This is a genomic window from Dehalococcoidia bacterium, from assembly GCA_035574915.1.
GTDB lineage: Bacteria > Chloroflexota > Dehalococcoidia > DSTF01 > WHTK01 > DATLYJ01.
Genome location: DATLYJ010000167.1, coordinates 1 through 13945 on the forward strand (window position 1 = coordinate 1; position 13945 = coordinate 13945).

Annotated in this window: 11 protein-coding genes; 3 read left to right on the forward strand and 8 right to left on the reverse strand. The window is 68.9% G+C overall.

The genetic code is table 11. From position 1 onward, the window contains the following. The 3 genes from rplU to ftsH all read right to left on the reverse strand — a co-directional run. The coding region (gene rplU / locus VNN10_15030) for a 50S ribosomal protein L21 (GenBank protein HXH23332.1) at window positions 1-399 on the reverse strand (399 nt) is incomplete at its 3' end. Window positions 400-724: 325 nt separating this feature from the next. Then, complete coding sequence (locus VNN10_15035) at window positions 725-2551, reverse strand: acyl-CoA dehydrogenase family protein (GenBank protein HXH23333.1); 1827 nt, start codon at window positions 2549-2551, stop codon at window positions 725-727. A gap of 188 nt (window positions 2552-2739) precedes the next feature. Then, on the reverse strand, window positions 2740-4686 hold the full coding sequence (gene ftsH / locus VNN10_15040) for an ATP-dependent zinc metalloprotease FtsH (GenBank protein ID HXH23334.1): 1947 nt from the start codon (window positions 4684-4686) through the stop codon (window positions 2740-2742). A gap of 246 nt (window positions 4687-4932) precedes the next feature. Between ftsH and VNN10_15045 the strand changes: the two genes are divergently transcribed. Further along, window positions 4933-5877, forward strand: coding sequence for a phosphotriesterase-related protein (locus tag VNN10_15045; protein ID HXH23335.1), 945 nt, complete (start codon window positions 4933-4935; stop codon window positions 5875-5877). 79 nt (window positions 5878-5956) lie between these two features. Here VNN10_15045 and VNN10_15050 read toward each other — a convergent pair whose 3' ends face one another. From VNN10_15050 to VNN10_15060, 3 genes are all read right to left on the reverse strand, one after another. Then, window positions 5957-7672, reverse strand: coding sequence for an alkaline phosphatase D family protein (locus VNN10_15050; GenBank protein HXH23336.1), 1716 nt, complete (start codon window positions 7670-7672; stop codon window positions 5957-5959). After that, window positions 7669-9708, reverse strand: a complete 2040-nt coding sequence (locus tag VNN10_15055) for a hypothetical protein (GenBank protein ID HXH23337.1) — start codon at window positions 9706-9708, stop codon at window positions 7669-7671. Before VNN10_15055 ends, VNN10_15050 begins: the two co-directional genes overlap by 4 nt. Window positions 9709-9825: 117 nt before the next feature. After that, window positions 9826-10173, reverse strand: coding sequence for a hypothetical protein (locus VNN10_15060; protein ID HXH23338.1), 348 nt, complete (start codon window positions 10171-10173; stop codon window positions 9826-9828). A 298-nt stretch (window positions 10174-10471) separates the two neighbouring features. Between VNN10_15060 and VNN10_15065 the strand changes: the two genes are divergently transcribed. Then, window positions 10472-11731 carry a M23 family metallopeptidase gene (locus VNN10_15065; GenBank protein HXH23339.1) on the forward strand — a complete coding sequence of 420 codons (1260 nt, stop codon included), beginning with the start codon at window positions 10472-10474 and terminating at the stop codon, window positions 11729-11731. A 40-nt stretch (window positions 11732-11771) separates the two neighbouring features. Then, on the forward strand, window positions 11772-12134 hold the full coding sequence (locus VNN10_15070) for an MmcQ/YjbR family DNA-binding protein (GenBank protein HXH23340.1): 363 nt from the start codon (window positions 11772-11774) through the stop codon (window positions 12132-12134). On the opposite strand, the gene VNN10_15075 is transcribed toward VNN10_15070, so the two are convergent. Both VNN10_15075 and VNN10_15080 read right to left on the reverse strand, forming a co-directional pair. Continuing rightward, on the reverse strand, window positions 12131-12910 hold the full coding sequence (locus VNN10_15075; protein ID HXH23341.1) for a hypothetical protein: 780 nt from the start codon (window positions 12908-12910) through the stop codon (window positions 12131-12133). The two genes, VNN10_15070 and VNN10_15075, sit on opposite strands and share 4 nt — an antisense overlap. Window positions 12911-13010: 100 nt before the next feature. After that, window positions 13011-13766, reverse strand: a complete 756-nt coding sequence (locus VNN10_15080) for a hypothetical protein (protein HXH23342.1) — start codon at window positions 13764-13766, stop codon at window positions 13011-13013. Between the last annotated feature and the right edge of the window lie 179 nt (window positions 13767-13945).

The window sequence follows — 13945 nt, forward strand, 5'->3', positions numbered from 1 at the left end:
CGCGGCCGGCCGGGCGCGACGCCGCGCTGTGGGCGCCGGCTCCGCGGTCGCCTCCAGGGCGGGAGCTTCGGCCTTCGGGCGGGCGCCGTCCGTCAGGATCTCGCGCACCTTGAGCTCGGTGTAGCCCTGACGGTGGCCGCGCTTGCGCCGGTAGCGGACCTTCGCCTTGTACTTGAAGTTAATGACCTTGCGCCCCTTGCCGTGGTCGATGACCTCGGCGACGACCGTAGCGCCGCCGACGGTGGGCGAGCCGACTGTCACCCTGGTGCCGTCGTTCACCAGGAGGACATCGGCGATTTCCACGCGGCTGCCCGGCTCAGCCTGGAGCGTCGGGACGCGCAGGACGGTGCCCTCGCGCACAGAGAATTGCTTTCCGCCGGTGCGGATGACAGCGTTAATCGCGGACCTCCGTCAAAGGGTGCAAGTCATCGTATCTAGATGCCGCTTCCGGTGTCAAATTCGACGTGTGCGGGGACCAGGACATCCTATACACCCGGGAGGGGCGGGGAGTGAGCCGGCCAAAGTGCCCGGGGGCCTCCGCTGAGATGACCGGCTGCCGGGCGTAGAATTGCCCCATCCGGCTTCGGCGAAGGAGTGTGTGCTCTCGAAGCCGGGCTCATTGCTCTCAACGGCAAACGCCCACCAGCAGGTCCGCCTCCCGCTCCTGCTCGGCGAAGCCCCGAAAGCGGCCGGCTACGTCGCCGAGGTCCGGGGCGGCCGGCATCTACGCGCGGGCGGCTTCGTCGACGAAGGCGCCGGCCAGGAGCTCGTCGAAGCGGTCGACGGACTCGTCGCGCGAGCCGATGCCGCGCAGCGGATCCGGGGCGCGCAGATAGCGCTCGGCGAAGAGGCGCGCGACCAGTGCCTTGCGGTCCCTCCCGAAGTGGCGCTGCTCCCACGCCGCCTGCTCGACGAGCAGGGCTCCGGCGTATACCTCGCCCATGAACGTCGCCAGGGGGAAGAGTCGTGCCTCGGCCGCCGTTCGGTCGAGGTCCTTCCAGGCTCTGATGGCGCGTCGCAGGTCCTCGGCCCGTTCGGCGACCAGCCTCGTGGCCGGCGAGCTCTCGCTGGCATTCTCCACCGCCTCTTCGATGCGCTCCAGGAAGGGGACATCGGCCTCCTCGCGCTCGATGGCGCGACGCACGTCGAGGCAGAGGATGTTGTCCGTGCCCTCCCAGATCGAATTGACGTGGGCGTCCCTGAGGATGCGCGCTACCGGCCAGGTCTCGACGTAGCCGTTGCCGCCGTGCACCTCCATCGCATCTCCCGCGGCGGTGATGCCCAACCGCGCGGCCCTGAGCTTCACGATGGGCGGCGCCAGGCGCAGGCCTTCGACCTCCCTGGACCTGCGCATGTGGTTCGGCAGGCTGCGGTCGAACACCATCGCCTGCACCGCCTCGACGTCGACGATCATCTCCGCGAGCTTCCGTCTCATCAGCGGGTGGTCGATCACTCTTTTGCCGAAGGCCTCGCGATAGCTGGCGTAGCAGATGGACTCCACGAGAGCGCGGCGTGCGCAGCCCAGGCCCATCATGGCCACGCCCATGCGGGCGCCGTTGGTCATTGCCATCAGGCGCGAAGCGCCGCGCCCATCACCGGCTGCGCCTTCGCTGTCGGACGGGTCGCCGGACAGGAGGAACGCCTCGGCGTCGACGAACTCGACCTCGGCTGAGGCGACGGACCTCGTCCCGAGCTTGTCCTTGAGCTGGCGGATGCGGATGCCGTTGCGGCTGCCGTCGCGGCGCTCCTTGAGGACCAGGAAGGAGGCGGCGCCCCTCAGGTTGTCGGCCGCGCCGACGGGCTTGGCCAGCACCACGTAGGCCTCACCGTCGGCGTTCGATGCGAACCACTTGAGGCCGTTCAGGCGGTAGGCATCGCCGTCGCGCTCGGCTGTCGTCTCGATCTCCGCAAGGTCGGAGCCTCCCGTCCGCTCCGTGAGCAGCTGCGCGGTGCTGCCGCGCAACTCGCCCGCCTGGATACGGGGCATGAGCCAGTCGCGCACGGAGGGCGGCGCGTACTGGTCGACGAGCGCGGCAATCATGCCGCCCCCGGTGCCCAGGGCGCACGAGAGGCCGATGTCGGCCTGACAGAGGAGGTAGCTGGCGGCCGTGGTCAGCGGCAGGACGCGGACGCCGGCCGCCTGGGCCTGCCGCCGGAATTCCGGAGAATCGAAGCCCTGCTCCAGCACGTCGCGGCGGGCCTGTCGCAGCGACTCCGGCAGCACCACCTCGCTGATGTCGTGGCCCCACTTGTCGTACTTCACCAGGCGCGGCGGGTCTTTGTCGGTCGCGTCTGCCCGCTCGGAGATCGGCCCTCCCATGAGGGCGCCGAGGCGCTCGAGATGGGGCCGCGCCCAGGCAGTCTCCTCGGGATACATGTAGTAGTCGAGGAGGAACTGGAGCGAAGGGTCACAGGTGTACCAGTTGCGGCCTGTGGCTCCCAGATAGCGTTCGGTCTGATAGCGGCGCGCCTTCGCCGGCGAGCCGAAGGGCAAGTGGTCGACCCGCTCCTCGAGGTAAGTCCGGGACTTGGGTGCCTGTGTCGCTGTCATGAAAGCCTCCTGGCGGCGGAGCGCGGCCCTTATCGGACCCGCCGCCTCTAGGAGGGCATTCTATGCCCGTGGCTGAGAAGCTGTCTTGTCTCTACGCCGCGCATGGCCGGCACTGAGGCGGGGCGAAACGGAAGGGAGGGCGAACGCCCTCCCTTCCACTGATTACTCGCTGAATGCGCTGCCGGCAGCTATCCCCCGGCGCCGGTGCCCCAGGCCAGGCCCGGCCGGCCCTGGGGGCGCGGAGCTTCCTCACGCGGCTCAGGCTCGGGCGGCGCCGGGGGCGCCGGTGGGGTCGGCGCGGCGGCTTCTGAGGGCGGCTCTTCGTCCGTCGGGGCGGCCATGAGGGCCAGCAGCTGGTCGCCCTCAAGCGTCTCGACCTCGATGAGCTTGCGGGCCAGTTGATCCAGCTTGGCGCGGTTCTCACGGATGATCTGGCGGGCGAGGTCATGCGCCTTGTCGATTATGCGGCGCACTTCGTCGTCGATCTCCTCGGCTATGCGTTCGGAGTAGTCCCGTTGCTCGCTGATCTCGCGGCCGAGGAAGATCAGCTCCTCCTTGTGGCCGAAGGTCCGCGGGCCAAGCTGCTCGCTCATGCCGTAGCGCGTGACCATGGCGCGCGCCAGCTTCGTGACCTTGCTGATGTCGTCGGAGGGGCCGGTCGACATCTCGCCGAAGACGATCTCCTCGGCAGCGTGGCCGCCCAGGGCCATGGCGAGCCGCTTCTCGAGGTAGGACTTGGTGTTGATGTGGCGGTCCTCCTCGGGCAGGGCGAGCGTGTAGCCGCCGGCCATCCCCCGCGAGACGATCGTGATCTTGTACAGGGGGTCGAAGTCTTCGAGCTTGTAGGCGACGAGGGCGTGGCCGGCCTCGTGGTAGGCCACCATCTCGTTCTCACGCGGGCTGCGGACACGGCTCTTGCGCTCCGGGCCCATCATCACGCGGTCGATGGCCTCCTCGAACTCGTGTATGCCGATGCGCTTCTTGTTCTGGCGCGCCGCCAGGATGGCGGCCTCATTCACGAGGTTCGCGAGGTCGGCGCCGGAGAAGCCGGGTGTCCGCTTCGCCAGGTTTTCGAGCGAGACTTCCTTCTCCAGCGGCTTGCCCTTGGTGTGAACCTCCAGGATCGCGACGCGGCCCTTCACGTCCGGTGCGTCGATGACGACCTGGCGGTCGAAGCGGCCGGGGCGGAGGAGCGCCGGGTCGAGGATGTCGGGGCGGTTGGTGGCGGCGATCACGATAACGTTGGTGTTCGTGTCGAAGCCGTCCATCTCCACCAGGATCTGGTTCAGGGTCTGCTCGCGCTCGTCGTGGCTGCCGCCCAGACCGGCGCCCCGCTGGCGGCCGACGGCGTCGATCTCGTCCACGAAGACGATGCAGGGCGCATTGCGCTTCGCCTGGTCGAAGAGGTCGCGTACGCGGCTGGCGCCGACGCCGACGAACATCTCGACGAACTCGGAGCCGGAGATCGAGAAGAAGGGCACGCCGGCCTCACCGGCAACGGCCCGCGCGAGCAGGGTCTTGCCGGTCCCGGGAGGGCCGACGAGGAGCACGCCGCGCGGGATGCGGGCGCCGAGGGCGACGAACTTCTCCGGGTACTTCAGGAACTCGACGACCTCCTGCAGTTCTTCCTTCGCTTCGTCCACGCCGGCAACGTCGACGAAGGTCACGGAGGGCTTGTTGGCCGTGAACATACGGGCGCGGCTCTTGCCGAAGCTCATGGCCTGGGAGTTCGAGCCCTGCGCCTGGCGCATCATGAAGAGGATCAGGCCGATGAAGATGAGGATCGGCAGGAACTGGATCAGAAGGCCAATCCAGTCGCCGAACTGGCTCGGCTCCTTGACGTCGATCTGGAGGCCGGTGACGTCTACGCCGGAGTCCTGGAGGATCTCGCGGACGCTTTCGCTGCTCTCCTTGCGAGAGGAGTAGCTACCGCCGTCCTTGAGCTTGACCTTGAGGTTGTCGCCGTTGACTTCGATCTTCTCGATCTGGTTCGTCTTTGCGTGGGCGATTACCGTGCTGATGTCGTGCTTTTCGTTCGACCCCGAGGAGGGGCGGAAGAAGGCGACAACGATGGCGATGACCGCCACCAGGATAAGTAAGTAAACGAAGCTGTTACGCATCCAGCGTGAACCCATGCCACCCCTCTGCCGGGACAAGTGCGGAGACGGGAGAAAGACTCCCGCGACACTCTACGAATTATAGCATCCGGCCTTCTACCTAATGTCGGCCTCGGCGCAGCGCGGGCGTAGGGCCCGATGGCTGGAAATGAGCTGCAGCCGGCCGTCCAGGGCAGAAGCGGGCGGCGGCCGGCCTCTCGCCTCCAGGTGCTGGCGCCTGTAATCTTTGCGACGCCTGAATGCGAGAAGGGTAGGAGGACCAGGATGGCGACCGTGCACACGGCCCGCGGACAGATCGACACGGCGGAGCTCGGCATGACCCTGATGCACGAGCACGTCTTCACGCGTTCTCCCGGTGTCTTCGAGGCCTGGCCCCACCTCTGGGACCGCGCCGCGGAGATCGCCAACGCCGTACGGACGTTCCGCGACCTCAAGGCGGCGGGCATCGACACGATCGTCGACCTCACGACGGTAGACCTGGGCCGCGACGTCCGGATGGTGAGCGAGGTGGCGCGGCAGGTAGACCTCAACATCATCATGGCGACGGGCGTCTGGCGTTACCCGCCGCGCTATTTCACGCCGCGGAACATAGACCAGGTCGCGAGCCTCTTTGTGAAGGACATCGAGGAGGGAATGGAGGCGACGGACATCCGCGCGGCGATCATCAAGGTCGCGACGGAGCCCGACGTGGACACGCTCAACGAAGCCATGCTCCGGGCCGTTTCCCGGGCGCATCGCCGGACCGGCGCGCCGATCAGCACCCACACCTACGTGCAGACGAAGTGCGGCCTCAAGCAGCAGGACATCTTCGAGAGCGAAGGGGTCGACCTGTCGCGCGTTGTCATCGGCCATTCGGGCGACTCCGACGACATCGAGTACCTGACGGCGATCATGAAGCGAGGCAGCTACATAGGCATGGACCGCTTCGGCCTGGACATGTTCCTGCCGACAGAGAAGCGGATCGAGACGGTGGCGAAGCTGTGCGAGATGGGATACGCGGGACAGATGGTGCTCTCGCATGACACGAATTGCTTCATGGACACGATCCCGCGGTCGGTGAGGCCGGAGCGCATGCCGAACTGGCACTACCAGCACATAACGCGCGACATCCTCCCGGCCTTGCACGAGCGCGGCGTTACAGAGGACCAGGTCCGCACGATGCTGGTGGAGAACCCGCGCCGCATCTTTGAGAAGCAGGGGGCGTACTAGGCGAGCCGCTACCGCCAGCGGACGCCTCCAGCTACGCAAGGGTATCCGTCGCGCCCCCGAAGTGGGTGCCGTAGTCACGCTAAGGCGTTGCCGCCGCGGCCACGGGCGGCGTAAAGGTGTACGAGACCAGCTCGCGGCCGGTGTAGTCCAGGCCACGGAACGTCACGCGCACGGGGCCGCGGCCGTCGTCCTTGATGTCGAGCAAGCCGAACTGCCCCGCGCCCGGGAAGGAGCCGTGGCTGTAGGGGCCGCCTTTGACCGAGCCCGGCCGGTCGAGCGCGGCGGCGTGGAAGACGGGGAAGCCACCGCTGCCGCTGGCGGCATAGTTGCTATTGGAGCCGTCGTCCAGGGCCACCATGTGCGCGTCGCCGGCCAGCATCACGACGTTTCGGATCCCCCTGCTGGCTATGAAGTCCGCGATTTCACGCCTCTCCGAGGCGAAGGCGCTCCAGTCGTCGCTGGAGCTGCCGGAGATCCAGGGCACGGGGCTGACCCAGACAACCAGCGAGTGGCTGCGGGAGGCGGAAAGCAGCTCCTCTTTCAGCCAGGCCCGCTGTTCGCTGCCCAGCAGGCTCTTGCCGCCGCCCGGCGCGCTTTCGGCGCCGCGCTCCGAGCGCGTGTCCACCATTACGACCCGGACACGCCCGACGCTGAACGCCTGGTAGATGGCTCCGTTCCCATCGCCGGCCGGCAGGTGGTAGTGGGGCACATTCTCGCGATAGGAGAGCCTGGCCGCCTTCTTGCTCGGCGAACTCGCATCCGAATTGTTGCCTCCAAAGTCGTGGTCGTCCCAGACGTACGCGATTGACGTCGTGCGGTAGAGCGCGGACTGGGCCGGCGAGCCCAGGACCCTGTCGTAGGCCTCGCGGAAGCGCCCCCGGTCGTCGGACTCGATGTTCTCGTAGTGCATGTCGCCGGTGATCAGGTAGAGCAGGGGGTTGGCGGCGCGAATGGCGTCGAAGACGGCGCCGTTGGAGCCGGTCCGGGCGCAGGAAGCGAAGGCGATGGTGAAGGACGCCGGGCCGGCAGGGAACGTCTCGATTTCGCCCCGCTGGTAGGCGTCGAGCCGGCCCTCGACCTCGACGCCGTAGTAGTACGTCGTGGCGGGGCGCAGGCCTTCGGCCCGCAGGGCCACGACGCGGTTCGCTTCCGGCCGCGCTTTCGCCGGCGCGGAATACACAGGGTCTTCCAGGCCGGGACGGGTGCTGACCACCAGTCGCGCCTCAGCGCCGGCGCGGGCGAGCTTGGCGCGGACTTCGAAGCTCGTTGGCGTCGTCGCGCCAGCCCAGAGCCACTGCACGCGGTCTACCGGCAGCGGCGCAAGGGCCGATTCCGGGTGGGCCGGGCCGAAAGCGACCTCGTGGCGCGTCTGGGCCTCGCGGCCGCCGGCGACGAGGACGACGGCGACGAAGGCGAACGCCGCCAGCTGCACGAGCACGGCGCGGCCGGAGCCCCAGAGGGCGAGGAACAGCACTCCCGGCAGGATGAACATGAGGGCCACGGCCAGCGCCGTTTCCGGCGAGAAACGAGACGCCGCCGCGACACCCAGGACGGCCCCGGAGAGCGTAAGCAAGCCGCCGCCGAAGCCGGGATAGCGCCATGCCGCCGCGGTCGCGACCATCGCCAGCAGCAGGAAGGCGTACTGGATATCGCGCTCCAGGCCCGGCCCTTCCGGGGGCGCGGGCGGGCCGCGTTGTATCGCGAGGTAAGCGAATATCGCGCAGGTGGCCAGCGAGGAAGCGCGGGCCAGGAAGCGCAGGAGCCGGAGGTATCGGGGCGGGAGGTATATGGTCATGCGGCGGGCGGGTCAGCCGGCACGCTGGCAGCCCGGTGAGTCTCCTGGACCTCAAGATAACGAATCACGAACGCAAGCGTCAGGCAGGCAACGGCCAGTGTCTGCGCCGGGAACTCGAGCGCCTCAATTGCCCGGCTCCAGGAGAAGACGTCCGTGAAGACCATGAGCAGGGAGGCGCCGGCGGCCGGAATGAGCAGCGCCGTGGAATTGCGCGCCCGGAACAACTCGTCGCGGAAGACGGCGAGCACCGCTACCCCGGCGATACCGTAACCGACCACCAGCACGTCGTCCGGCACGGCAAGGAAGTCCGGCACCAGGCCCAGCGCGAGCAGTTGCCGCCCCAGTACCTCGTGGAAGCCGGTGTAGTTGTCGATCGCGAAGACGAGCAGGCCGATGCTGCCGATGCCCCAGAGAAAGATCCCGTAGTCGTCCGCGTAATTGCGCGCGCTCGCCGGGCGCCGCCAGTACAGGTGGTAGGCAGCCGCGCCGGCGAAGGCCGCGACCAGGAGCTGCGCTGCCTCGAGGGTCTGCATTACACCGAACTCATCGAACCACCAGAACCGCTCGGGCCGGTTTGCATCGAGGTAGAGGACGGTCCCGGCAGCAAACGCCGCGGCATTTGCCGCGAGCACAACCGCGATCAGGCCCCAGTAGGGACGGAGCGCTTGGTGCCGTGCCGCGACGCCGGCCGGGAGGCGTCGCAGGCTGTGCCGCGCTGGCGGCGAGTGCTCACCGCCGCGGCTCCAGTAGAGGAACAGGGCCTCCAGGTGGAGCCGCTCGTATAGCTTGAAGGGCAGGCGCCGGCAGACGATGTCGCAGGGGACGGTGGCGAACAGGGGCTGGTGCGCCAGGGCAGGGCTGAGAAGATAGGCAAGCCGCCCCAGGCCCGGCAGGAGGGCGAACAGCGCCACCGGCAGCGTGTGCAACCGCCGCGCCTCCGTCACATCTCGCCGCTTCAGCAGGCCTGCCGCCTCCTCCTTCAACCGCAGTGTCACCGTGTAGAGGAAGCGCGCGCTCGCCCCGAAGGGGAACCTCAAGGGCAGGCTGATCGCGAAGTGCGCGCCGAGATGCAGGAGCGCGCGCTCGACCTCCGGCGCGCTCAGGGACGTGAGGAGCGCGTCCGCTTCCTCCCGACTGATGCGGCCCTGGCGCACCCACACTTCGAGCCCGGCGCGCAGCTGCTCGACGGCTGCGCGCTCGCCGCGCTGGAACTGGCGCCGGAGCCAGTCGAGCCAGGTCGGGATGTCGACCAAACGGAAGAGGAAGCGCAGCGTGCGGTTGATGAGGCGCGGCTCGCTGCTGTGCCAGGCGTCCTGGGCCTGCCTGTACCGTGCTGCGGCCTCGAGCAGTTCCGCGTACTCCCCGCCGAGGCGTTCCGCCAGCGCACCGGCGTTCGCCGCCAGGTATGCGTCCAGCCTGTCGACATCGATGTCATCGAAGGAGGGCACGAGGCCAGCGCGGAGGAGGCTTGGGAGCCGGGACAACGGGTAGAGCAAGGCGACGAGGCTGGACTCCAGGTCGATGATCCGATGAGTGCCGTCGTCCTTTTCGATCAGGTTGGTAATCGAATGCGGGTTATAGGGAGTGATCTGCCAGGTGGAGATGCCCGCCTCCCTGAAGTGACGGTCGAGCTGCTTCAGGAAGGCCCTTGCCCTCTGCTTGTCCTCCGGCTCCCTACCACGTACCAGTTGGGTCACGAAGTCATGCGCGCCGCCGGGCACGTCGTCGACCTCGAGGACGCGGGCAACGAGGTGGTGGCCGAACCAGAATTTCGTGAGGATGTCGACGATGCGGCGTCTCAACCGTGCCGCCTCCAGCGCCGGATGGCTGGCCACGTAGGGGAAGGGCGCCTGGAAGGCAAGCCGGTAGAGGAGGCGCACGGGCAGCGAAGGGTGATAGACCTTGTGCGCTTCCCCGTGCACGAAGTCCAGGTCGACGGTGCTGCTGATAGAGCCGGTGTGGACGATGCCGGCTCCCTCGATCAGGGCCTCCGTGCCGTTCCCGGACCGCATCCGTGGCAGCCGCACTTTCAGCATCTCGATCCGAAGCTAGCTCGCCGGGGACGGTTGCGCTAGGGCGCTTGGGGCAAGGCATACGTGCCGTGCGGCCCTAACCAAGGGGCCGCTGGCAGGCCGGGGCGTTGCCAGGCAGGGTCAGCGCAGGAAGATGGCGAGCAGGACGATGACGCCGAGGAGGCTGGCGGAGATCACGCCGATCCGGCGCAGCTCTTCGACCAGGTAGGCGCGCTCGAATGTGGGCAATTGCCCGGCAGCGCGCGCGGGACTCATGCGAGCGGTGGCAGGCGGGTGCCCGGCCCGCGCTCCCGATGCCGCCAAGGGTATCGGTCCAACGGGTTCGCGGCCATACGCAGGCACCTGCACGGGGCCGGAGACGTCGATGAAGGCATCGGCGGCCACGCTGACGGCGTCGCGGCGGTTCGCCTTTCGCTTGCGGGCCACCTTCGCCCTGGGAATGTGGGCCTGACGGGGCTTCTTCGGCACGAGTTCGATTATAGCCCGCACCCGGCCTCGAACAAACGCGCGCAGCCTGCCTTCGAGGAGGGCGGGCGCGGCTCACTCGGCCGGTAGCCTCGGCCTGCCGCATCCTGCTGAGGGCCACTTAGCCGCCGATCCTATTGACGAAGGCATGTACAATACTCGCTGGCGTCCGGCCGGCAACCGGACTTTCGCCCCGACGAGCGTTGGGGCTTCGTGGCGGGGACTGAGAGGTACGGGTATAAGTAACGCCTCCGGAGGACGCCGACGGCGTCCGATCCCGCGGCCCCTTACGCCCAAGCGCATGAGAAGACCCGGCCTCCGGCCCGTCTTCCATGCCGTGATCTTGCTGCTCGCCTCCGGGGCGGCGCTCTACGCCGCCACACACTCCTACGGCCGCGGTTTCGCGCAGGGCGGAGACAGCGGCGCGACGGACGGACTCTCCTTCCCCGGTGTCTCAGCCGCCGTGGCCAGGGGAGAGCCGCGCGCCCTGCCGCTGGCCGCCGCCCCGCTGACCCAGGCCTCCATTGCCACCGCGCCTGCGGAAGCTGCCTCAGGCCTGCCAGACAATGAGGCCCTGCGGCTTGCCGCGTCGCGCGCGGCCGGGGAACCGCTCCCACCGGCAGCCCCGACGCCCACGCCGCCAGCGGAGCCCCCATGCGACCGCACCGTGAGCCCGCTCTACTGCGTCTACACCGTCCAGCCCGCCGACACGCTGAGCAAGATCGCAACCCAGTTCGGCCTCAAGGGGTCAGGTACCGTCCCGGGCTACGAGCTCCTGGTTCAGAGCAACAAGCCTGACATCGTCAGCGCGGACGACTTCATCCAGCCGGGGCAGCGCCTCAGGGTGCCGCTCAAGAACGGGATCGTCCACGTGGTGCTCACGGGCGAGACGCTGAGCGAGATCGCCGCCGCGTTCGGCGTCGACACTTCGGCCATCACGGACGCAACCAACTCGCTGCCGGCCTCGGGGGTGATCACCATCGGCCAGGAGTTGCTGATCTCGGAGCCGGCGCGCGTACCCGCGCCGAAGCTGGCTGCCGCCCCGACGCCCACCGCCACCCCATCTCCCGAGCCCACGCCTACGACCGTGCCGGGCGAGACACCGGCCGCCACCGGCTCGCCGGCGCCTACGGGGACACCGCGAGCTACGCGGACGCCCGCGGCGGCCACGGCAACCCCCCGCTCGCGGCCCTCCGCCTTCATCTGGCCCGCCACAGGCCCGATCTCGAGCTACTTCGGGCCCGCGCACCCGCTCGGGATCGACATCGACCTGTACGCGAACCCGAATGCGCCCATCGTTGCGGCGGCGGCCGGGACGGTTACATTCGCGGGCGGGAACCCATGCTGCTCCTACGGGCTCTACGTCATCGTGGACCACGGCAACGGCTACACCACGCTCTACGCCCACCTTTCGAGCATCAATGTGAGCCAGGGCCAGCGCGTGACGCAGGGCCAGCTTCTCGGCCTTGGCGGACGCACAGGCTACGCGACCGGGAACCACCTCCACTTCGAGGTCCGCTACAACGACGCCGTGATCGACCCGCTATCCGTCCTTCCGTAGGCGGCTTCCTGCTAGTCTGGCCGCGGAGCGCTTGGTCCGAATGAAACGCGAAGAGGCACGAGCTCATTGCCTGAGCCTGCCCGGGGTGACGGCCGACTACCCCTTCGGTCCCGAGGTGCAGGTCTTCCGGGTCGGTGGGAAGCTGTTCGCGCTGCTGTCCGAGGTCGAGCATAGCGTCAGCCTGAAATGCGACCCCGGGCTGGCGGAGATACTGCGGTCGGCCTTCGCGGCCATCCGTCCCGGCTACCACCTCAACAAGCGTCACTGGAACACGGTCACGCTGGACGGCTCGGTCCCGGACGAGCAGCTGACGGAGATGATCGCCCACTCGTACGACCTCGTGCTCTCGAGCCTCCCGAAGAAGGCCCAGGCGGCGATCAGGGCCGGCTCGGGCACGTCCTAGGCGTAACGCTGCGCCGCCCTTCGGCGCCCCCTGGGCGGCGACCAGTCGATGCGCCCGCGCCAGGCGACGAGGGCCGCCAGGGTCAAGGCGAGGGCCAGACCCGCCGCGCCGGCGCATGTCGCGAACGAGGGCGAGAACTCGGGCTGAAAAAGGACGCCGGGCGCGAACGCCTTCACGAACGGGATCGTGGCGATGCTCAGCAGGAACTGGAGGGATGAGGCGCCGATGCTCACCGGCTCCAGTTCGTGCTCGCGGCCGGCCCGCCTGATGACGAGCTGGATGACGTCCAGGTCAGGCCGCCAGACTCCGAAGCGGCCGACCAGCGCCGACGCGGCCACCACCACGATCGCGATCATGAGGGCCAGGAGCGGGAGCAGAGTTGTGCCGGGACCGACGCCGGCATGGACGGCGGAGACCACCATGAGGGTGAGTCCGGCCGCGGAGCGGGCGCCTCCGCCCCAGTGAGGCAGGAGCATTGACCGGGCGGAGAGCTTCACGGGCGTTTTGCGCGTCTGCGTCTCGCTTACCGGCAGCCGCCACATGTTGGGCGAGATGATGTTGGCGAAGCCGGAGCCGGCCTCGAGCAGTCCGAATGCGCCGATGAACTGCCAGGCGGACCAGCGTCCGAGGCCTCCGAGGGCGGCGATGGTCAGCAGGACGCCTGCAAGGCTGAGGGAGGAGAGCAGGTAGACGAGAAGTAGCCCGCGGAAAGCCCGCGCCGCGCCTGCCGGCGCCGGCTTCGGGCGGACCCTGCCCCTCTTCGTAGTCGTTGCCATGAGGCCACGTTAGCGGCGCCACGGGCGATGGCGCATCAAGCGCGGGGCGCGGGCGTTTCGCCCGCCTTACGTGCCGGGCTGCGGCCGCCGGGAGCGCCCGTCAGGGCAGGCGGTAGGGGAAGAGCCGGCCGAGGTCGAAAAGCGTGCCGCCCTGCTGCAAGATCACCGGCGCCTCGTTGGCCATGATGATGCCCGTCCAGGTGCTCTCGATCCGCGTCTGGCCGCTGGACGTGGCGGCGAAGAAGGCCAGCACCTCGCGCCCGGGCCCAGTGCCCAGGGGAGGGATGGTCGCCTGGCGGAGGATGGCGCTGAAGACCACGGCGAAGCGCGGGCAGGTCGCCGGCGGCGCGTTCGGGTCGAGGCAGCTCACGCTGTAGAGGCGGAATGCGCCCGGCCCGAAGGCGTCCGAGGCGGCCGTGTCTGCGGCCTGCAGGAACTGGCCGACGACGCGGATGTAATCGGGCGGCGCGACGATGAAGCCCTCCGAGTAGCGACGCGCCATCTGCACGCCGGTGTTGCGTTCCCCTGCCGGCCGGCCGTCGCAAAGAGGGAAGGGACCACCCGGCCCCTGCGGCCGCCCGCCGGGGCACTCATAGCTCCGCTGCTCATGGAGGGCGAGGACCGCCTGAATGTCCGCAGAGGCCAGCGCACGCTGGAGCGCCGACGCGAGGGTGCAGGCCGCCGGGTTGACGGGACAGGGCGAAGCCGTGCTCGTCGCGGGCACCGTTGTCTGGGCCGCCGTGCGGACCGGGGTGGGACTCTCGGGCCCATCCGATGTCCCGTCGTCGCCGCCGCAGGCGGCGAAGGCCACCACCGAGGAAAGGGCAAGCAGGGTCAGCAGTCGTTGCGCCAGCATTGAATCCCCCGGGAGTGGGCGCCATCGCGGTCGCAGCACAGGCGACTCGATCCTCAGCAGGCCTCTAAGGTCACGGCTGGGGTTAGGTCTCGGCGCCGACCGGCTCGGCTTCGGTCTCGGCGGCGCCTGCCTCGTCGGGCCAGGCTCGCTTCTTCTGGAGCTCCCGCGGCGGGTCGATG